The sequence below is a fragment of the Chryseobacterium wanjuense genome (assembly GCF_900111495.1).
GTDB lineage: Bacteria > Bacteroidota > Bacteroidia > Flavobacteriales > Weeksellaceae > Chryseobacterium > Chryseobacterium wanjuense.
The window spans coordinates 1,670,286-1,691,143 of the sequence record NZ_FOIU01000001.1; the positions used below are offsets into that span (position 1 = coordinate 1,670,286).

A 20,858-nucleotide genomic window follows, 5' to 3' on the forward strand; every position below is an offset into this window, starting at 1 on the left:
ATTACATTTATTTAATATTTTTAAAACAAATTAAAAATTTTGGTTAGATATTTGAAGTAGAAAAAATTAAATAATCTAGAATTATTTAATTAAAAATTTTACACACCTACCACTTAAATATAATATTATGTCAACTCAATTTACTACTGCCAAAGACTGCCTTATCAAGGTCTTGAGAAAGTCTTTCTCGATACCCGTCAATTGATTCTGAAATTATCATTATTAAGTGTTTCTTACCAATTCCGAACAATTAAAAACCTTTACGATCATGATTTTTGAAGATGAGCATTCAGTAATGCAGGACAAGCACAACTTATCATATGTGACCAATGTTATTAATTTTCACGGGGATAAATCTTTCATTCTTAATTCTTTACAAAAAATAAAGAACAATACTTTATGCAAAATAAAGAGAAAAACCATTAATAAACTCATCAAAGAATACACCCATCATTTGAATCAGTATATTGAGAATGAAGATATTAATTCGAAACCGGAAAATTATGAACTTTCTCCTGTGTATGCGAGACAATCGTATGACAAAGTATTGAAAGAAGATGAGTACTTACAAAAAGTTTTAACTTTTCTAATGAATCAATAAAACCCTTTCTTCCTCCAGATCAATTTGCATGAGGTGCTTTCTGATAAGGTCTTCATCGAAATGTTGGTTTTTATCGTGATTCTGTTCGATGAGCCATGCTCTTTGTCGGTTCAGAATATCGAGATAAGCCATTTTGATCTCGGGGGAAATTTTTATATCAGAATCCTCATCTATTTTTCCTTTCCACTTATCATGGATCTGCTGCAGGAAAGGACTTTTCTCCAACATTTCCCCATAGTTATCAGAAAGATGCTGAAGGGTAAGCTTTGCCATTTCGCGACGGATAAGATCGTCTGCTTCATCATCGGGAAGATGGTCGTTATAGGAAGGCATATGCATTTTTCTGATCAGGTAAGGCAAAGTAAGCCCCTGAACCACCAACGTCGTAAGAATCACAATAAAAGTAATGAACAAAATGAGATTCCGTTGCGGAAAATCCGGACCGCCTTCATACAATTTTACAGGAATTGATAAGGCTGCAGCTAAGGAAACCACCCCCCTCATCCCCGTCCAGCCAAGCAAAACCGGGGCTTTGAAGCCCGGACTTCTCTTATCTGCAACGGGAATATAATTTCTGGCAACCAACGTAATGATCACCGCTCCATAGGCCGAGATAATCCTTACAATCACCAAAACAGCAGTAACCAGCAATCCGTAGCCGATCGCAGCAGAAATACTCACGCCTTCCAGTCCGGAAGTGATTTCCGGGAGATCCAGCCCAATGAGGATAAAAACCAGTCCGTTCAAGACAAAAGCAAGGCTTTCCCAGACATTGATACCGCGAAGTCTGGAAGATGTGCTCAAAAAATTATGTCTGTTGTTTGATAACAGTAAACCACCGCTCACTACCGCCAAAACCCCTGAACTGTGGACTTCTTCTGCGGCAATGTACATCACATACGGTGCAACGATGGTAAGTATGGTGTCCATATTCGCATCTGTCGGGAGAATTTTCTGTCCTTTCATAAACAGCCAGCCAACCAGAACGCCGACTCCTATTCCACCGACAACCATCCAAGAGAAACTGAAAATAGCTTCCTGCCAGATGAATTGTCCCGTAGCGACAGCAATCATCGCAAAGCGGAAAATAATTAATGAAGAAGCATCATTCAAGAGACTTTCGCCTTCCAGAATCGATTCCATTCTTTTCGGAACTTTTACAAATTTTAAAATGGCACTTGCACTCACCGCATCGGGTGGAGAAACGATTCCTCCCAATAAAAACCCTAATGCCAGTGAAAATCCGGGAATAAAATGATTGGCCACGAAAGCCACCGTTGTCGCCGTAAGAAATACCACCACAAATGCAAAACTTCCTATAATTCTGCGCCATTTCCATAATTCTTTCCATGAAATTGCCCAAGCAGCTTCATATAATAAAGGAGGCAGGAAAATAATAAAGATCAGTTCCGGGTCTATCCTTATCATCGGAATATTGGGAATAAAACTGATCAGTAATCCTGCAATAACCAGTAAAACCGGATAAGCAACCTTTATTTTGTTGGCCAGCATGATCAGCAAAACAATGGCTACAATAAGCGATAAGTAAAATGGAAAATCTTGTATCATTTGTGTAAGATTTTAATTACAATTAGGATTAAATTTAAAAATTTTAATGAATATTCTCTGCATGATATGGTGAATTTAGCTTTCAATTAATTTCAGGGAGGTCTGCTACCGAAAATTTTAGTTGAAGTTATTGGTATGTGATATTTTATTTTGAAATAAGAAATTAATTCTTCATTATATAAGGAGAATGGTTTTAAGTTTTAAACAAAAATAAATAAAAAACTTAAAGGTTTCCATAATTTCCAATGCCAAAACCTGCGCTTTTCTAATGTTAAATTGCCTTAAAACCAAAAATATGTCACATAAACTGGATTAAGAGCATGATCTACCAGCCATTAAAGTACCACACAAATACCACATTTTTAACCTATTTGAAAAGTGTTTAAATTACGCCAATCCATGTTTTATCCGCTACATTACGGGTTTTGGCTAAAATTTTATGCTAAAATTAACATTAGTTTAAAATATTTTTCACCGTGCAAGGCATAGTATTTGCAACAGTTTATAATACCAGGCACACACTTTTCACTTTATTTAATAACCCTAACACACAGAATATTATGAACGTTGCAGATCTGAAAATTAAAAATTTAGTGGAATACAGAAATCAGATTTTTACAATCACTGAGATATTCCAAAACAATGAAAAAGATTATTTTGTAAAAATTGAGAATGATGTTCATAGTTTTTCGGTTCCGGCAAGATCAATAAAGCCGATTCAAATCACAGCAGAATGGCTGGAAAAATTTGGTTTTTCGAGAACTTACAGCTCCGATCAGCGCATACGATACGAAAGACCTGAGCCGTTCATTAAGTATGACATCGACCTTGATTCCAGAAAACTTGTTGATGGATTAAAAATTTACGGAAATTCAATAAAATGTAAATATATCCACGAATTTCAAAATATATTTTCATGTTTATTCGGCAAAGAGCCCGCTGCAATGAATTATGGATTAATAAGCACCGAATCTTAATTATAATATATTGTTAGTCAGAAAACCACAAGTTAAAGTTGTGGTTTTTCTTTTTAGATAAAGCTAGTTAAAAAAATTTCGGCTTCAAATCTTCGATTTGAAGCCGAAACCTATATTAAATTCTTATTAAATTAAATTTTAAATCACCTCCTCATAATGCCAAACTCCTGAAACCGTAAGCACAGTTAATCCGGGCTGTTTTTCTCCATAACTGAATACACCAATATATTTTGCATCACAGGAAATACAATGAGCTCCAAAATAAAGGGTTGGCAAATTATTGACCGTTAATTCCCCAAAATGCAGTACATTTTTCTGAGTTTCGGTAATCATTTTATGGCTTAATAATTCATTTTTAGATAAAACAAGATCATTATTGTACAGCTGGAAAACCGGGAAACCGGATTCGTAGGGTGTGATTTTCACAACATTTTCCTGACCGCAATTGCAGCAACTAAATCTAATCTGAGCAGATCTTCCGATCTCTTCATTGATAAAACTGCTTTTTTCAACAACAGCCTGTTGTAAAATTTTTATTTTTTTTGAAATTGAATGCATTTAATTTTATTTATTGGATAACAGTACCCACTGAACCCGGATAATGTCCGCTCGGACTTTTCTTAATCGTTACTTTAATGTATCCTTCCTGCGCCAGCTTATTCCATGTTTTCTGGTAACCTGTAGCAGGATCGATCGGGATTTTCCACATCGTCTGTTTCCCGCGACCCACCTGATTAAACCAAGGAATCACATCCGCAGTTTGACCTTTGAAATTTAATAAATTATTCAATACTTCTATTTCATAATAAAAATCGTAAGAATTTTCCGGCTGATTTAAGGCTCTCTGCCCGAAAGTATACACATAACCATTGATGATCGGGCTCGTAAAGCTTCCTCCTAAAGTAGGAACTCCGGTCCCACTGTAACTGCCGACAGCATTACTGTATCGGTCGTATTTCTGTCCGGCTGTAAATGCAACATCATCAATAATATTGAACCCGCCGCTTGCAGGCGGCCATCCTCCATTTAAATTATTATTTTTAAACAAAGTTTCCAGTTCACTCCATTTTCCCTGCTTGTATAAATCGTAGATCTGATCTCTCATCGTCTGATTTACAGCGCCCGACGGATCATAAGTAGCTGCAAGTTCGTTGGCATTTTTGTAAAATACCGTGGTCACTTCACTCGGCGTTTCATCCGGAAATATATCCCGATCCGAGCTGCAGGCCATTGAGAATAAGGTAATGTTTAAAAATAAAAAGTACTTAAATAGGTTTTTCATGTATAATTTTTTAAAGTTTATTTTTCTGCTCAGCCCAAATTAAAAGACAGCCTTGAAATCGGTGATTTTAAGGCTGTCAACTAACGGATCTTAACTAATTAATTCTATTTCATCAAAACTCTTCTTTGTTCAAAAAAACCGAATCATTCAACTTTTTGTTGAAGATGGTTGTATAATGTTGCTATTTTGTTCTGATTGTTTTTGAAAAGTACTTTCATAACCGTTTACAGATCAAAAAACAGCAGGTCTGCTTTTACAATAAAAGAATGATCAAGTGAAATTTCACTTTGGATAAACGGTACAAGTTGAAGTCGAATCTTCTAGTGTTAAATTTAAATTTTTTTTTTCAATTATTAGTGAATTTATTATAAATAAATTAAAAAATAAATTGCACCCATCATTATAAATGTTTATTTGTTTCTTTTTTTCAATTTCTTTGCTAAATACGGTAATGGTTTATTTAAATTGTCTTCCCAGATCCATCACTTTTTGAAGCCATTTTTTTCGTTGCTTTTCTGTAGATTTTCTCATAAAACCGAAGGTGGAAAACTTAATAGGATCAAAACCGACATAGCCGAATACGATTTTCTTTAAAATCTGATATTGTGAAGCCCTGTAGATCAGGTAAAACCACCATTTTGGGGTATCCATCGTTACCAGAAGGCGCATGCTTTTTCCTTTTAATAATTTTTCAGGGAAGATCTTTCCGGAATGATGCTTGAATGCGAAATCAGGAAGAAAAATCCTGTCGATAAAGCCTTTTGTCACAGCAGGCATGAAGCCCCACCAGTTCGGAAAAGCCATCACCACATGATTTGCCCATTGGATAAGCTTTTGGGAATTCACAAGGTCTTCCTCAAGAGCCATGGCTTCTGCATTTCTATAGCCGTCTGAAAGATTGACATTGAATTGTAAATCTGATATATAAATGATTTTACATTCTGCACCTGCCCTTTCCGCTCCTTTTTTATAAGCATCAAGCAAGGCATTACAAAATGAATTTTTCGATGGATGTCCGAGTATAAGTAAAATCTTCTTTTTCATTGCAGTACGTTTTATTTTATACTGCAAAGTTGCACAGGAAAGAAAAGGAACACCTGACACAAATGTGTCAAAAGCTATCTGTGAGCTATTTTCTGACGGATTCTGGTAAGTGTCTGCCTTTCAATTCCTAAAAAGCTGCAGAGGTGTGAGAGTGAAATACGGTTGAATAAAGTAGGATATCTTTTAATAAAATCAAGATACCGCTCTTCCGCAGTCTGGAATATAAAACTTTCAATACGAGCCTGCTGCTGATGTAGAACGGCTTCTGCTACAAACCTTCCGTATCTTTCGAAAATTACGGATTCTTTATACCGCCACTGCATATCTTCATAGGTAAGATTTACAAATGTTGTTGGTTCCAGGCATTGGATGTAGTATTTACTGGGCTGTTGAACGACAAATGCAGGATAATGGGTGGCATATTCCCCTTCAGGATAAAAACCGACCGTGATCTCATCCCCGTTGCGGTCGATAAAGAAAGAGCGAACCAGCCCTTTTGAAATGAAACCAATTGTTTTCTGAACTTTGCCCGCTTCCAGGAAAAAATCTTTCTTGCTCATCTCCTGCACTGAAACTTTTTCAGAAAACTCTAAAAGCTCATCAGAAGTGATCGCAGGGCAGAACGCCTTGATAGATTCTAAATATATTTCTATTTCTGGTTGCATTTCCATAAAGATAATTCAAAATTGCAGCTTCCACAATAGTAAAATCCATTTTATTTTGTAAAATTTTATTTAGACTAAAACTAAAAAGCGGAAAATTATTAATTATTTTTCCCAACTATGTGAAAATTATGTAATTTTAGAATGCTAAAAAGCTATGGATACCCCCTTATCTAAACTCATTTTAAATAAGATTGAATTAAATAATTAAGTATTACTACTGAAATTAAAACAGGAACATCTCATTATTTTTGAACAACAAAAAAATTGATAAGTATGATAAATGAGCTGCGTCTCAAGACGTAAAATGATTTAATTATCATTAAAAAAACTAAAAAACCATCAAAACTTTAAACGATATGATTATTAACAAAATCCTCAACGTCGACGATTATTATTTCGACGTGTTCATGTCTATCTCAGAATCTCTCACGGGATTTTCCGTGAACGAGCTACAATCCACCGGATTAGCCGAGATTTATTACAAGCATATTCTAGGTCAGATAGAAGCTGCTACCTTCACAGAATTCCTGAATATTTCTAAAAACATCCTTGAAAACTCTTACACTCAGGATCAGCTGAACAACGCTATTGCCGCGGAAATATTTGCCAATGCAAGTACTGAAGATATCGCCAACAGCATCATTACACTTTGGTATCTGGGAACCTGGGAAGGCGCTTATGTAAACGATCTGTCTTACAAAGAAGGCCTTGTCTGGAACGTGATGCATTCTCACCCGCCGGGAGCAAAACAGCCGGGCTACAAATCTTGGGGCGTTAAACCTGTAAACAGCAACATATGATTCAGCAAGACAAACCACAGCAAAAAAAAGATGTCATCATCGTAGGAACGGGAATCGCCGGATCATTGATTGCAAAACTACTGACAGACCATGTTTTCGACACCCAGAAAGGTAAAATGATTCACCGCGCGGAAATTGACGAAATAAAAACGTACAAAGAATTATCAGTTTTAATGTATGAAGCGGGATTGGAAGCCGGACTCGAACTGGATTCCGTCTCTTCTATGACGACCTACAACGAGTACATCCGTACTTTTTATATGCAGGAAGCCAAAGTACCGAACTCACCTTATCCCAACCTAAAACAGGCACCTTCACCGGATGTTTTGGATATGGAGCCTATCACGCCGCCATTTCCGGATAAAAAGGGCTATCTGGTACAGTTTGGTCCGATGCCGTTTGCAAGTGATGCGATCCGTATCGGAGGTGGTACTACCCTTCACTGGCTGGGAACTACGCCGAGAATGCTTCCGAATGATTTTAGATTAAAGGAAAAATACGGAAGAGCAATGGACTGGCCTCTGGATTATGATATTCTAAAACCCTATTATGAAATGGCCGAGTTTGAAATCGGAGTTTCAGGAAATGTTTCAAAACAGGAATATCCTATTTCCGAAAGCATGGAAGACTATTACGGTAAAGATTATGTTTTCCCAATGGAAGAAATTCCTCAGAGCTATATGGATCAAAGGATTATCGACGGACTTGCGGGAACCAGTGTTCAGTTAAATTTCGAAAATATTCCCTTGACAATGGTTCCTTCTCCACAGGGAAGAAATTCTACTCCGAATCCTGCTTATGGAACTTCAAAAATCATTAAAGCAGAGAGTTCAGATTCAGGATATACATTATCATTAAATAATATTGAAAACGAGGAATACAAAGCATTAGGCTCTGTCTGGAATCCTTATATGGGAGAACGCTGCGAAGGAAATGCTTCGTGTGTCCCGATCTGCCCTGTTCAGGCGAAATACAATGCTTTAAAAACACTTAAAAAAGCTTTATATAAAGTTAATAAAAACGACAATCTGCAAAGAAACCCGCACATTCAGGTTCAGGCGCAGAGTGTTGTGTACAGGCTAAGTGTAGATCAGGCGGATAAAGACAGAATTTCAAAGGTTCATTTGAGAAGATATATTTCCAAAGAGAAAACAGATTTTATTGAGGAAGTTATTGACACTTCAGACACCATCGTCATTCTTGCAGCCAACGCTTTTGAGAATCCTAAAATTTTGTTGAATTCTAAATATACCGTCATTGAAAACGGACAAAAAGTTGAAAAAACGGTAGCCAACAGAAGCGATCAGGTAGGAAGAAACCTGATGGATCATATGGTTATGCTAACTTGGGGATTGTTTCCGGAACCTGTTTATCCTTACAGAGGACCTGGCTCTACCACCAATATTTCGTCTTTCCGCGATGGGAATTTCAGAAGTGAATTTTCTGCATGGATCTCTCCTCTTGACAATTGGGGATGGAGCTGGCCTGCATTTTCACCGGGATCGGATATTTCAGAATTTTTGGGACAGGGATATTTCGGCGCCGAGCTGAAAGAAGCTTTAGCAGACAGACTTTCGAGACAGGTTTTATTTCACTTTGAAATTGAACAATTACCCAATCCGAATAACAGGGTTACCATTAATAACGAATATCTGGATGTTCTGGGAATTCCGCGTCCAGTCATTAATTATGAACTGACGGATTACGAAATGAGAGCCATGGAACAGGCAAAACTGGCTTCAGACCAGATGTTTGCAAGACTTGGTGTTGAAGATTTCACAAAATACAATGCGACAGACAACAATACTTTCATCTACAACAATGTACGATATTCCTACAACGGAGCCGGTCATATCGTGGGAACTCACAGAATGGGTTCTACTCCGGAAGATTCTGTTACGAACAGCTATTGCAAATCGTGGGATCACCCGAATCTATACATCGTCGGAGCAGGAAGCATGACAACTTTGGGAACTTCAAACCCTACTCTTACCTTATCAGCAGTTACGATCCGTTCGGTAGAATCTATTCTGAGCGACCTGGAAAACAATTTTAAAACAAAAAAGAAATGAGACAAAAACTTATCCGTAAAATAGAACCACAAGATACCTTATTAAAAAGCTCTTTCGCTAAAAACACCATCGTTGCAGAGGCAATATCATTACAGTCTTTATTATTTGATTCAACAATCAGTAAGGAAGACTGGATTGAAGGACTTAAACATCACAGCAAAACACTCACCAGCTTATTATTAAACAATCAGATTGAAGAATTTAATCAATACTTACAATCCCAATTCGGTGGAGAAATTTCTGAATTAAAACCTACAGCAAAACTTTCAAAAACAAAAGCTTCTGCAGTAAAACAAGGCTTGGTTGAAATGGATTACCGTCCGATCCTACAGGATCTTTTGCAAACGGCAATTTTGATTGAACATTCCACGATCCCGCCGTATCTTACCGCTTTATATTCCATAAAAGACGGGACGAATATTTTAGCATCTCAGATTATCCGAAGTGTAGCCGTGGAAGAAATGCTTCACATGATCATGGTTTGCAATGTGATGAATGCAGTGAGCATTCAGCCGTCTGTCAACAGACCGCAGAACTATCCTACTTATCCGATGAAATTACCCATGAATGTTGATTTCTTCGTCGGTTTGGAAACATTCTCCAGCAACAGTATTGCAACATTTATTGCCATCGAAAGTCCAAGTAATCCTTTGGTAAAAGCTCCAAAATACGATCATCAGGTTGAAACTTCGGCATTGCTTTCCAAAAGTGCGGTTCAGGAAAACAATTTCTGGACACTTGAAAATATGAAAGATTTTATGATGAAAAACGTGCAGACCATCGGTGAATATTACGATGTTTTATTCTTTTATATTGTTGTTTTCCAAATTATTGCTTATTACAAAGCAAACGGGAAATTACCTCAGACATTCGAAGAATTAAATACAGGCGGAATTTTCACAGGAGATCTCGCAAAACAAATCCGTCCGGAACAATATTACGGAAGCGGAGGAAAATTACATTTTGTTGAGGATTTATCAGGTGTTATCGCTGTTTTCCAGGAAATAAAAGGTCAGGGTGAAGGCGCAGATGATTCTATTTTTGATGTAGACCCTTCTCAGTTTGAAGAAGGTGCGGAATTGGCGCATTATTTCAGATTTAAGGAAGTTTTTCATGAACATTTTTATGTGGGAGGAAATTATGAACCTTTCATGGATGAAAACGGAATGATGCCCGTAACAACGCCGCCGACAGGAAAACCATTACCCGTAGACTGGAACGCAGCCTATCCGATGAAGCCGAATCCGAAAATGGCGGATTATCAGTCGAATCCGCAATTGTATGCGCAGGGAAAAGCATTTAACCAAACTTATAAAAACCTGTTGGATGCCATTCAGGCTGCAGTGGAAGGCAATGCCAAAGAACTGGAAAAATCGATCATGTACATGTATGCACTGAAAGAACAGGCAATCGGATTGATGAGCCAGCCTCTGAATTCATCTCAAAACGCGGGACCGACTTTTGAATATCCTACTACTTAATTTTTATTTTAAAAAAATTACCATAAAAAAACTAATACCATGCTAAAAAGAAAAAAAGAAATCATTCAAGATCTTAATGCCAGATTATTAAAAGCTTCACCTGAAGAAAAGAAAGGTTATTTGGCACAATTGATGGATGGCTACTCAAAACTTCTGATTGATGATCCTGTAAGGCCTTTTAGAGAAGAAAATTTACAGGAAATAGCCAATAATGTAGATTACGGTATTCTGGCCGCCCTCAACGGAACATGGGTAAGCTACAATGCCAATTACAATAAAAATATCGACAGACACTCACTAGGAAGTGGAATACACACGACCATTATGCCTTCTCCAGGGACAAATCCCGGTACCATTCCCGGTAAATTCAGCTTTGACAGTGAGGAATATATTGAGAAATTAACATTCGAAATCGTTCCCGGTGGTGTCCGTAATCGTGGTGGTGCAAGTGAATTGTTTTGCGGGGCTGTGAAATATGAACAAACCATTAAAAGTGTAAATAAAGTAGAAGGACAGCAGGATTTACAATACATGGGTATTCATGAGGAAAACGGAATGTATCTGTGGCTAAGTGATGTTTACAATTATGCGGCAACTGAAGAAACCATCAAAAGAGACCGCGGAATTCATGCCTTTTCTGAAGAAGACTATCAAAACTACGGCTACAAAGGAGAATACAGAGACCAACCATTGGTTGAGGTAAAAGATGAACATGGTAATTCTTCATACATCCTTCTAAGCGAATTAAAAGAGGGACAGCAATATTATGAAATCATTCCTGCACAGGAAATAAAGCCCATGGATGGCATTACAGGACCTTATTTTATTCCTGACTACTCGATCTCAAGAAGCGGTGTAATTCCTCATGGAAGCACCGTTACTTTACTGGGAGATATTGCACCTAGCGGTTCTAATTACTTAATTAATGGAGCCCCACAATTCCCATATGGTGATGCAACGTGGCAGCCGAATCATCTTTCCATTTCGCCGACAATGGGAGGTGCAGGAGCAAGTGTGACAAATCCTATTAACCTTGATCAGCCAGCTCCGGCTTGGGTTCATGAAACATTGACTGATCAAAATGATCCCGGTTCCAATAAAATCTATACGCAAAGAATACTTGCAGATGATTTGTATCCTTATTCCGTACGACCGGATATGAGATTAAGAGACACATTGAGCGGACAAAATGTAGCCAACTACGTTCTTATTCAGATGTCATCAAAAATGAAAACCGGCGCACAGGGCGGAATTTTAAATGTTCCTTTCGTGAATCGTTTTGTTCCTACCGTTGAAGTCGACTTCCGTCTATGGATTGAAACCGTGATCGAAGATGGAAAAGAAATTCTTCAGTTACAATACGAGCAGATTATATTTTTCGAATTTGATTTCGGAAATGACGGCGGAACCACAAGCTGGCCTCATATTCAGGTAAATACACTTCGTAAAATTGAGGATATTCCCGCAGATCAGAGAAAAATAATCGAAGAACAATTCTTCAACGCTCCTTCTGCTATGAGTATGACAACGCCTGCTTCAATTACTGATATTGTTAATCCACCTTCCGGATGCCCTTATCATAAAGAATAATAGTAAATAAATTCTTTTAATGTAAAGATCAATAAAGCAGAATTTAATTTTTAATATAAAACCTCTGAATTAATTTTTGGAGGTTTTATTTTATTACCCTAAAAAATAGTTATTTGGGCAATTCGGGCGGAGTAATCCTTTCTGTTTTTGAAGATAATGTTCTAAGAAATGCTTCTAATTGAGAAATTTCTTCGTCTGTGAGTTCCAGCATTCTTACCATTCCGGATTTCTCGGAAGCTAATGCAATTCCCTGATGCACGGTCGAGCGTTTTTGTCCATGTTCTGGGTTTCCTTTGCTGTAAAACTGTATCACATCAGCTAATGTCAGCATAGAACCATTATGCATCCAAGGTCCTGTTTTTGCCACTTCCCTTAAACTCGGGACACGGAATTTTCCGGCATCTGCAGGATTTTTCGTTACTAAAAACATTCCCAGATCTTCACCTTTCTCACCTAATAACGATGTTCCTACATTTTCAAATTTTTGATTGGAAAAATACCCGGAATTGTGGCAGTTCATGCACTGTGCTTTGGTTCTGAAAAGATGCAGTCCCATCACCTCGTCATTTGTATAAACATCTGATTTACCATCAATAAACTGGTCAAACTTACTGGAAGAACTTTTAACCGTTCTTTCAAAAGTCGCAATAGCCTTTGAAATCCTGTCTTTCGTTACGGTTTTATCTCCAAATGCTTTTTCGAATAAGATTTCGTAGCCTTTTATTCTAGCGATTTTCCCGGCGGCCATATCGATATGTTCGCCCATTTCCCTTTCATCCTGAATCGGTATCTGCGACTGTTCTTCCAGAGATCCGGCTCGGCCGTCCCAGAATAAAGACCGTGCATAGGCCACATTCAGAATGGTCATCGCATTTCTGGAACCCAGCTGCCTGTCGTGTCCGAAAGAAAAAGTCCTGTTGTCGCACCATCCCAGCTCCGGATCGTGACAGGATGCACAGGCAATCTGATTGGATTTTGAAAGACGCGGATCAAAAAACAGTACTTTCCCCAGCAGTGCTTTGTCTTCGGAATACAGGTTATCTTTAGGAAATTCCGTTTCGGGTAAATGTCCGATTTCAGAGAAAGTTTCCCTTGTTTCGGGATCCAGAATAGGTTTCGGCCATGATGAAGAATCTCCCGAAGAATACAATTTCCGGAGATTGGCAATAAAGCCCTCTTTTTGTCTGATCTCTTTCTGAACGGTATTGTTTAAACAGTTATTCAAAAGTGAAACAACCAAAAATAAAACGAATATCCAGCTTAAAGCATTCTTCATGGTTTGGGTGACGTTTTGGCAAAAATATGGATTCTTGGGAAAACTTTAAGGGTAAAATAAAAATCCGACTTTAATGCCGGATTTGATATTTAGTATTATTGTTTTATAAATTTCTTTACTTTACCTATTGCGCATAAAAATTTGCTTCAGATCTGTTCCAGTCTCCTTGAACATATGTATTATTACCACCATTACTTATTATTACAGATGTTAATGGTCCCATTGATTTATTATTAGATAAAGTATTATTTACAGGATATAAAGAATACCATTCATTGGCAAAAGTCATAGGAACTGCATTATCCATAAAATTAACACCACTAATATTATTCATAGGTTTAAATGATTCCCACCAATCTCTTTCAAAAGTATTCCATACTATAGAAAGATTGCTTTGAAACAAATACTGCCCTTTATCTACTGTTACCCATTCAAATGTTTTTTTCGTACTTGTTATCACTCTGGCAAGAAAATAACGACAATGCCATAGCTCCGGTGATTAAGAAAGAATAAGCATTGATAAAACTCGATTGTTTTTGCATAATAAATTTGTTTGTATTTTTACTGCTGCAAAACTACAATCCGATTAAAAGGCATGATATGAAGAATATGTAAGTGTATTATTTCCCTGAGTAGATGTGGAATTCTATGTTTAAGTGTTATTTAAATAAAATCTAATCTCTAACCTGCAATTTTTGAAGAAATTCGTTTTTCCTGCGTACAGAAACATCCAAAACAGAGTTATCATTCATAATAACCTGCCCGCCTTTTCCTTTTATATATTCCTTTAATTGAGCCAGATTAATAAGATATTTATGGTGTATCCTGAAAAAATTGTACTCAGCAAGGAAAGCTTCAAATTCCAGTAAAGTTTTACAAACGGTTATTTTCGTCTTATCTGTGAAATAGAATGTCGTATAATTGGAATCTGCTTCACAACGGATAATTTCTGAAATATTGACGAGCTTAAAACCCTGTAAAGTCGGCAGGCTTATTTTGTCGTATTGTGTGTTATTTACGGGTAAAACTGTGTTCTTTTTAATATTTTCAAGCGCTTTATTAACCGCAACAATAAAATCCAACTTCTTGATTGGTTTTAAAAGATAATCCGTGGCTCCGTTTTTTATGGCCTGAATTGCAAAATTTTCATAAGCCGTAATAAAAATAATCTCCGACTCTATCTCTTTAAACATGGATAATAGCTCAAAAACATTGCTGTCACCAAGCTGTATATCCAGAAAAAGGATATCGGGCGTTGTTTTGATGAGGTAGGAATAAGCTTCTTCCACGCTCGCTCCCTGAAATACGACTTCCACTTCCGGAAATTCGTTTTCCAGAAGAAGGGCTACATAATCCCGGCCGTGCTGCTCATCATCGATGATGCAGGCTGTTAGTTGTTTTTTCATCATTGTGTATGTGTATTTTTATTTGTGTTCCTTGTTTGTTGTTTTCAGACAGATTATTGATTTCCAGATGAATATCAACTTTAAACAATTGTTTGAATGTTTCTATCCTCTTCTGCGAAAGCTTCACTCCAAAAGAATTTGTCTTAGACGGAAGTCCTTCAATGTTCTGAATTCCGACACCATTATCCTCAATCGTGATACAAAGTACAGAATCAGCATAATCAAATAAAATCTGAATATTCCCTTTCCTGTCTTTAAGGCCGGAAATCCCATGTTTGATCGCATTTTCTACAAAAGGCTGTATCAACAAAGAAGGAATCGTCCATTCCTGGTTGACCTTATCTGAAACCGTGATCGAATAATCAAACTTATCTTTCAACCGAAGTTTTTCCATATTGAGATATAGTGAAAGATATTCTGCTTCATCCTTTATCGTCATAAAAGTTTTCTCGGAATAATGAAGCGTTTTGCGGATCATCTGCGAGAAAACATCCAGATAATTTTCTGTTTCCTGATAATCTTTTTTGTACAATAAAAACTGGATAGAATTAAGACAATTATAAATAAAATGAGGGTTAATCTGCGCTTTGATTGCCTGAAGCTCGAGTTCTGCAATTTTCTTTTCGTATACCAATTCCCTTACTTTTTTATTTCTCCTTTTCTGAAAATAAAGATTGATGATAAGGAAAATAATAATTCCGCCAAATAAAATTAACAATGCTGTAAACCACCAAGTCTGCCAAAATTTAGGCTTGATTTCAAAGCTGAGATCGGTGGATGTGTGAGATTGCTTGCCATTATACCCTATTCCAAAAACTTTAAAAATATATTTTCCCGGCGGCAAAGAATTAAAAATAATCTTTGATGAATTGCCTGTATACCAACTTTTATTGAGTCCTTCGATTTTATACTTATAATGGATCTTTCCCTGAGAAGCATAATCCGGAAAGCTAAGGTTGAAAATTACATCATTATTGGGCGATTCTCCGGTAAGTTTCTCATTAAGATCAAAAAATTCTTTCCCTCCGATAACGACAGAATTGATAATTACTTTTTTATTGATAAATTTCTGCTGCGTCAGTAACTTTTTTATTGAAAATATCCCCAATCCTTTTGAAGTCCCCACATAAATGGTGTCTTTCCGTATAACACATCCTGCAACTATATTGGAAGGAAGACCATCCGTCTGGGTGAAATTATCGATTTTAAAAGAATTTCCTTTCATCTCAACCCGGCTCAGTCCGGAATTGGAACTTGCCCAGAAAACATTCGGGCTTTCTACCTGGATTTTTTTTATCTGATCCGTTATGAGTCCGTTTTCCTCCGAGACTTTATGGAGAATTTTTTGGTTATTAAAAATTACAATTCCCTGAAGATTCGTTGCGCCCACAAAAAGATTTGATCCCAATTTTTTGATGTCCGTAAAATAATAATCTCCGAGAAATAAAGTTTTCTTCTTTGTCTTGATATTAAACTTAAATAAATCCTTAAAATCTCCCACAAACAGGCTGTCCCTATCATAAGGCAGCGCTGTGTATGTTCTTTCCTTTACTAATTCTGAATAGGTATTTTTAACAAAATTATATTCAACCAACGCATCAGAAACGCAAAATAAAACCGAATGATCCGTGTAAGGAATTATATTTTTCAGATTCCACTCGTGGATAAGCTTTTTAGTTTTAGTGATTGTATTGTAGATAAAAACATCTTTAGCTAAGCCGAAAATAATAATATTGCCTTTAGAAAATATGCCTTTGTGTTCCAGCTTCCTGTTTTCTTCAATAGTGATATCTGTAATTTTATTGGAATGGAAAATTCCTCCTTTTGCCTCATTGTAGCCCAGGAAAATATCTTTCCCGTTGTCTGAAATAGCCGTAATATAGGATGAATTGTTCTTTACAGGTAAATTGATATAGTTTTTGAAAAATTTTTCAGCAATAAAAAATAGTCCACTGTTCTTTGTCGTCATCCAGATATTATGATCTGCATCCACCAGTAATCCGTTGATAATGTAGTCGCTTAAAAGCTTTACGGGAGAAGGCAGCTTTTTTCTAAGATGCAAATCCTGATTAAAAAACAGAATGCCTCCTTTTTGCAGGCAGATCCACAGTCTGTTGTCTTTGTCTATAGAGATATGATAAATGTCTTCCTCGGAAGTATAACTATGAATTTTTCTGAAATAAAATTGGTTTTCCAGCTGATAAATATCTACTTTTTTTCCATTTTGAACAATGACAAAATCTTTTTTATCAACTAATATTCCTTCTTTTTCAGTTAATGACAGATTACAAACCGTTTCTTTTTTAGTAAAAATATTATACGCGATAATTTTCTTGTCTGGAGAGGATAAAAAAAGCAAAGAAGGATCACTTTCAAATCCAAAACCTACTACCTTATCCGGTTTAGATTTACTTTGATAGTATAATGGAATACTTTTAACTTTTTCGTTTTTATAAATGAAAATTTTTTGGGGATTTCTCGAGCTATAAAGGATCATCGAGTCCTTAATATTGAATATAATCGGATTATCTTTAAACTGTAACTGCAGTTTTTTAAGTTCCTTATTCTGGTCAGAGTTAATGATTTTTCCGTTTTTTAAATACGCGAAGTCATTCAGAAACGGGGCGATAAAAATTTCCCCGTTGGATAAGGGTCTGCACGCCAGAATATCAACATTTTTTAATCCGTTTTTTTTGGTATACTGTACAAAATCTTTCCCATCAAATCTGAAAAATCCGTTGTCACTTCCTATCCAGATAAATCCTTTATTGTCCTGAGAAATACTGTAGGTATAATAGCTGTTTAGCCCGTCATCCTCATTATAATTGATCAATCCGGGAATCTGACTGCAATATAATGACGAAAAGAGAGAGAAAATAAATAAAAAGTATTTATATATTTTTTTCAAATTTGTGTTTAGCTAGAGATGCAAATATACACTTTTTTTAATGAACAGGATTTATTAAAAGAAATTAGAGTTATCCCATAAAACGAAATTTTTCACACTTACTCTGTGAGACGTCACACTTACTCGTTTTTGATATCCAGGACTGGTAAAAAATATAATTTTGCAGTCACAAATGTCTACTAAAGACTCAACACATTAAACAGATGAAAAAAAGTTTATTACTATTATCCCTGATGGTTTCATTGGGGATAAATTCCCAAATCGTCAATATTCCTGACACTAATTTTAAGGCGAAACTTCTGTCTTCTTCACCGTCTAATACTGTTGCGAAAGATTTGAGTGGAAGCTATTTTGCGATTGATGCGAATGGAGATGGGGAGATAGAGACAACGGAAGCAGAACAAGTGGGAGAATTGGTACTTATAGATAACAACATATTAAACTATCAAGGGATTTTATTTTTTAGTAATGTTAAAAAAATGGAAATAGAAAATGGGAGTGGCTTGCCTGTAATACCATTGGATATTTCTAATCTTAATTTTTTAACAGATGTAGAAGTTCGGCTTTTTTCTATTTTTCCTGTTTTTTCCGGAACACCAAGTTTAAAAAATGTCAATATTACTATTACGAATGACGCCCCTCAATTTTCCAATAATGCAATAAATGCTTTTAATAATACCTTAACTTCACTGGAATCATTAAACAGTTTGGAAAAGGTCTCACTGGCATCTTCGGGGAATCAGATAGGCTTCCCTTTAACGCTTAATTTAAGTAATCATTCAAACTTAAAAGAAGTAAATATTAATAATATTGAGCTAAACAAATTAGATTTGAGCCATTGCAATCTTCTAAACTTAATAAATATTGTTGCTTCTTCTTCACCTTACTTTGAGGAATTGGATATCAGCTACTCTCCACTTATCACTAATTTAACTTCGTATTCCCATGTTAAAAAATTACTAGCGAGTAACTGTTTAAGCCTGCAGAAAATTTTTCTTCAAAAAGCTCAAAATTTATATTTAAATAATTGCCCCCAACTTAATGAAATTGAAATTCGGGAACTTGGAAAAGATGCTGCTACCAACCCTATTGAAGCAATAAACTGTCCCAACATTAAAACTCTTTCTTTAGGCTATCAATATCCGTCATTTGATGCTACTCCTTTTACTAACCTGGAATATTTGACATTGAATACTTTTAGTTTTTTCCCATCAGATCCTACTTTTAATGAAGAATTACAGAATTTGATGCTGAATAATAATGCCAATCTAAAAATATTAAACATTAGTAATTACAAAATATTAAACGATTTAAATATTAATGGATTGGCCAAACTAGAGCAAATTATATGTGGTGTAGGTTATAATCCTATGACACAGCAACTTCCTTCTTTTTCAGACTTTTTACAATCATTAAACATACAAAACTGCCCTCTATTGGCAACCCTTATATTATCAGATCATAAAGGATTAAAAACTGCGGTAATTAAGAACTGTCCGAAACTAATATCCTTTAGCCTAGGATCTTCTAACCCAACGCCTGATTCGTTGGAAAGCTTAGAAATTGATAATTGTACTCTGCTAAACAACGTAGCTGTTTCTAGATCTCATCTTACCAATTTGAAAATTCTAAATTGTCCGGCGTTAAAGGAACTTTACGCAGAATATAACCTATTGAATTCTATTGATTTAACCAATTCAACAGCTTCCATAACGCACCTTTTTTTATCTAATAACAATTTAACTTCCTTTAATAATGCTTTATCATTTCCTAATTTGGAAATGCTTTTTTTGAGTGGAAACAGAATCGAAAACTTGGACTTATCAAATCATAGTAAGATTAATTATTTAGAATATCGAGCAACTTCTGGTTTTACTCCTGGTTCCCCAATCAACTCGCCAACATTTTTAAAAACGGTAAACCTAAATGGTTGTTCAAATATTGAAAGTGTAGATTTAGAATCGTCTGTTTTAGATAAATTATTTCTAAAAAATGGCAGAAATGAATTTCTTTCAATTATCAATTCTCCTACCCTTCAATACATTTGTTGTGATGCAAGCCAAATATCAGATATACAATCTCTTGTTAACCAAAATGGTTATACTAATTGTATAGTAACAAGCGATTGCAATATTGGCCCAGTATTAAGCACCGCTGAAAATTCTTCAAATCCAGCAACAATTAAAATTCATCCTAATCCCACAAAAGGCGATGTCACAATCAATGCAGATTCAAAAATTAAATCTGTTGAAGTATATGACGCACAGGGAAGAATCATCCAGAAACAAATGGGAATCAATTCTCAGGAAGCAAAAGTTTCCATCCACAGCAGCACTTCAGGGATGTATATTTTCAAGATTACTACAGAAAAAGAAGTGATTACGAAAAAAGTGATTAAAAATTAAAGAGTAAATGCCGTTAAAACTCTGAAAGGCAAAAGCACAAAAACAATAAAATTGTTTCATTTTCATTTATTCAAGAAATCCTTTAATTATAATTTTTAAAGGATTTTTTCTTTATATATCTATTCTCAAAAACAGAAAAACTAGTATCCATCCCCGTAAACTTGTATATTTGCGAAATTAAAATTATTTTCGACAAGAATTTTTTAACTATGCCGACCGATGCTTCCCATAAGCTCATTCCCATGACCACTTTTGTCATTGAGTACTATTCCAATGAAGGATATGCCGATCTTCAAACATTGAATTTGATGAACAACTACGCCAGATTCCTGAAGCAGCCATTGACCCTCGGAATGTTTGTACCCATCGATGCTGAAGGAAAAGTTTTGAAGGAACCCAAAAACTACAAATCCTGGAAATCCCTCGAACACAACAATAGAAAAGACAATGATAATTCCCCAAACACAAGCTTCGAAGAATACAGAATCTACCAAAAAGCTGAAGAAAACTGTTTATTTGAAGGGTTTGAGGTTGCCTACAACGGCTATTCTGTAGTAAGAATTGTAGCTTCTTATGATCATTCGATCGAACTTTCTTTTAATACCAACGATTTAACGTCTCAGACCCTGAACGATGTCGAATCTCTTACTGCTTTTCATGAAATCTATCTAAATTCCAATGCTCTGAAAATGATCGGTATCCGAAAATAAATCGATTGGATAAATTCAACTTCAAGCGTTCTTTTTGATTTAATAAACTCCCATTTAAAGTCTTTTTAAACT

At 35.9% G+C, this 20,858-nt stretch carries 17 protein-coding genes; 8 read left to right on the forward strand and 9 right to left on the reverse strand.

The features are described from left to right. Positions 1 to 268: 268 nt before the first annotated feature. Positions 269 to 601 carry a hypothetical protein gene (locus BMX24_RS07675; RefSeq protein ID WP_089791447.1) on the forward strand — a complete coding sequence of 111 codons (333 nt, stop codon included), beginning with the start codon at positions 269 to 271 and terminating at the stop codon, positions 599 to 601. On the opposite strand, the gene BMX24_RS07680 is transcribed toward BMX24_RS07675, so the two are convergent. Then, positions 587 to 2,170: a Na+/H+ antiporter gene (locus tag BMX24_RS07680; RefSeq protein ID WP_089791448.1), complete on the reverse strand. Its 1,584-nt coding sequence runs from the start codon at positions 2,168 to 2,170 to the stop codon at positions 587 to 589. The genes BMX24_RS07675 and BMX24_RS07680 overlap by 15 nt on opposite strands. Positions 2,171 to 2,730: 560 nt before the next feature. Between BMX24_RS07680 and BMX24_RS07685 the strand changes: the two genes are divergently transcribed. Next, complete coding sequence (locus BMX24_RS07685) at positions 2,731 to 3,147, forward strand: hypothetical protein (RefSeq protein WP_089791449.1); 417 nt, start codon at positions 2,731 to 2,733, stop codon at positions 3,145 to 3,147. A gap of 138 nt (positions 3,148 to 3,285) precedes the next feature. On the opposite strand, the gene BMX24_RS07690 is transcribed toward BMX24_RS07685, so the two are convergent. The 4 genes from BMX24_RS07690 to BMX24_RS07705 form a co-directional block, all read right to left on the reverse strand. Next, positions 3,286 to 3,705, reverse strand: coding sequence for a hypothetical protein (locus BMX24_RS07690; RefSeq protein WP_089791450.1), 420 nt, complete (start codon positions 3,703 to 3,705; stop codon positions 3,286 to 3,288). A gap of 10 nt (positions 3,706 to 3,715) precedes the next feature. After that, positions 3,716 to 4,429 carry a glycohydrolase toxin TNT-related protein gene (locus BMX24_RS07695; RefSeq protein WP_089791451.1) on the reverse strand — a complete coding sequence of 238 codons (714 nt, stop codon included), beginning with the start codon at positions 4,427 to 4,429 and terminating at the stop codon, positions 3,716 to 3,718. Between the two features lie 456 nt (positions 4,430 to 4,885). Continuing rightward, a complete protein-coding gene (locus BMX24_RS07700) occupies positions 4,886 to 5,473 on the reverse strand; it encodes an NAD(P)H-dependent oxidoreductase (RefSeq protein WP_089791452.1) in 588 nt (195 codons plus the stop codon). Between the two features lie 74 nt (positions 5,474 to 5,547). Next, positions 5,548 to 6,144, reverse strand: coding sequence for a Crp/Fnr family transcriptional regulator (locus tag BMX24_RS07705; RefSeq protein ID WP_228404723.1), 597 nt, complete (start codon positions 6,142 to 6,144; stop codon positions 5,548 to 5,550). 350 nt (positions 6,145 to 6,494) lie between these two features. Between BMX24_RS07705 and BMX24_RS07710 the strand changes: the two genes are divergently transcribed. From BMX24_RS07710 to BMX24_RS07725, 4 genes are read left to right on the forward strand one after another with little or no spacing between them, the layout of a single operon-like run. Continuing rightward, complete coding sequence (locus BMX24_RS07710) at positions 6,495 to 6,938, forward strand: sugar dehydrogenase complex small subunit (RefSeq protein WP_089791453.1); 444 nt, start codon at positions 6,495 to 6,497, stop codon at positions 6,936 to 6,938. Further along, entirely contained in the window at positions 6,935 to 9,010 is a 2,076-nt protein-coding gene (locus BMX24_RS07715) for a GMC oxidoreductase (protein ID WP_089791454.1), read from the forward strand. The genes BMX24_RS07710 and BMX24_RS07715 overlap by 4 nt, the downstream gene beginning before the upstream one ends. Continuing rightward, positions 9,007 to 10,491, forward strand: a complete 1,485-nt coding sequence (locus BMX24_RS07720) for a ferritin-like domain-containing protein (protein WP_089791455.1) — start codon at positions 9,007 to 9,009, stop codon at positions 10,489 to 10,491. Before BMX24_RS07715 ends, BMX24_RS07720 begins: the two co-directional genes overlap by 4 nt. Before the next feature lie 39 nt (positions 10,492 to 10,530). Continuing rightward, the gene (locus BMX24_RS07725) at positions 10,531 to 12,081 is read left to right on the forward strand and encodes a peroxidase, FMP-type (protein ID WP_228404725.1); all 1,551 of its coding nucleotides are present in this window, start codon (positions 10,531 to 10,533) and stop codon (positions 12,079 to 12,081) included. 109 nt (positions 12,082 to 12,190) lie between these two features. Here BMX24_RS07725 and BMX24_RS07730 read toward each other — a convergent pair whose 3' ends face one another. From BMX24_RS07730 to BMX24_RS07745, 4 genes are all read right to left on the reverse strand, one after another. Further along, complete coding sequence (locus BMX24_RS07730) at positions 12,191 to 13,357, reverse strand: cytochrome-c peroxidase (protein ID WP_089791456.1); 1,167 nt, start codon at positions 13,355 to 13,357, stop codon at positions 12,191 to 12,193. Between the two features lie 124 nt (positions 13,358 to 13,481). After that, positions 13,482 to 13,817, reverse strand: a complete 336-nt coding sequence (locus BMX24_RS07735; protein WP_089791457.1) for a hypothetical protein — start codon at positions 13,815 to 13,817, stop codon at positions 13,482 to 13,484. 214 nt (positions 13,818 to 14,031) lie between these two features. After that, on the reverse strand, positions 14,032 to 14,766 hold the full coding sequence (locus BMX24_RS07740) for a LytR/AlgR family response regulator transcription factor (RefSeq protein WP_089791458.1): 735 nt from the start codon (positions 14,764 to 14,766) through the stop codon (positions 14,032 to 14,034). Further along, positions 14,729 to 17,671 carry a sensor histidine kinase gene (locus BMX24_RS07745; protein ID WP_089791459.1) on the reverse strand — a complete coding sequence of 981 codons (2,943 nt, stop codon included), beginning with the start codon at positions 17,669 to 17,671 and terminating at the stop codon, positions 14,729 to 14,731. The genes BMX24_RS07740 and BMX24_RS07745 overlap by 38 nt, the downstream gene beginning before the upstream one ends. A 203-nt stretch (positions 17,672 to 17,874) precedes the next feature. Between BMX24_RS07745 and BMX24_RS07750 the strand changes: the two genes are divergently transcribed. Both BMX24_RS07750 and BMX24_RS07755 read left to right on the forward strand, forming a co-directional pair. Then, positions 17,875 to 20,076: a T9SS type A sorting domain-containing protein gene (locus tag BMX24_RS07750; protein WP_089791460.1), complete on the forward strand. Its 2,202-nt coding sequence runs from the start codon at positions 17,875 to 17,877 to the stop codon at positions 20,074 to 20,076. Between the two features lie 209 nt (positions 20,077 to 20,285). Then, positions 20,286 to 20,786 carry a hypothetical protein gene (locus BMX24_RS07755; RefSeq protein ID WP_089791461.1) on the forward strand — a complete coding sequence of 167 codons (501 nt, stop codon included), beginning with the start codon at positions 20,286 to 20,288 and terminating at the stop codon, positions 20,784 to 20,786. Positions 20,787 to 20,858: the final 72 nt, after the last annotated feature.

Coding starts and splice junctions, on each gene's coding strand:
- BMX24_RS07725 (WP_228404725.1), top strand. CDS start 10,531: ATGCTAAAAAGAAAAAAAGAAATCATTCAAGATCTTAATGCCAGATTA.
- BMX24_RS07730 (WP_089791456.1), bottom strand. CDS start 13,357: ATGAAGAATGCTTTAAGCTGGATATTCGTTTTATTTTTGGTTGTTTCA.
- BMX24_RS07685 (WP_089791449.1), top strand. CDS start 2,731: ATGAACGTTGCAGATCTGAAAATTAAAAATTTAGTGGAATACAGAAAT.
- BMX24_RS07710 (WP_089791453.1), top strand. CDS start 6,495: ATGATTATTAACAAAATCCTCAACGTCGACGATTATTATTTCGACGTG.
- BMX24_RS07750 (WP_089791460.1), top strand. CDS start 17,875: ATGAAAAAAAGTTTATTACTATTATCCCTGATGGTTTCATTGGGGATA.
- BMX24_RS07715 (WP_089791454.1), top strand. CDS start 6,935: ATGATTCAGCAAGACAAACCACAGCAAAAAAAAGATGTCATCATCGTA.
- BMX24_RS07740 (WP_089791458.1), bottom strand. CDS start 14,766: ATGATGAAAAAACAACTAACAGCCTGCATCATCGATGATGAGCAGCAC.
- BMX24_RS07755 (WP_089791461.1), top strand. CDS start 20,286: ATGCCGACCGATGCTTCCCATAAGCTCATTCCCATGACCACTTTTGTC.
- BMX24_RS07680 (WP_089791448.1), bottom strand. CDS start 2,170: ATGATACAAGATTTTCCATTTTACTTATCGCTTATTGTAGCCATTGTT.
- BMX24_RS07720 (WP_089791455.1), top strand. CDS start 9,007: ATGAGACAAAAACTTATCCGTAAAATAGAACCACAAGATACCTTATTA.
- BMX24_RS07690 (WP_089791450.1), bottom strand. CDS start 3,705: ATGCATTCAATTTCAAAAAAAATAAAAATTTTACAACAGGCTGTTGTT.
- BMX24_RS07675 (WP_089791447.1), top strand. CDS start 269: ATGATTTTTGAAGATGAGCATTCAGTAATGCAGGACAAGCACAACTTA.
- BMX24_RS07700 (WP_089791452.1), bottom strand. CDS start 5,473: ATGAAAAAGAAGATTTTACTTATACTCGGACATCCATCGAAAAATTCA.
- BMX24_RS07705 (WP_228404723.1), bottom strand. CDS start 6,144: ATGGAAATGCAACCAGAAATAGAAATATATTTAGAATCTATCAAGGCG.
- BMX24_RS07695 (WP_089791451.1), bottom strand. CDS start 4,429: ATGAAAAACCTATTTAAGTACTTTTTATTTTTAAACATTACCTTATTC.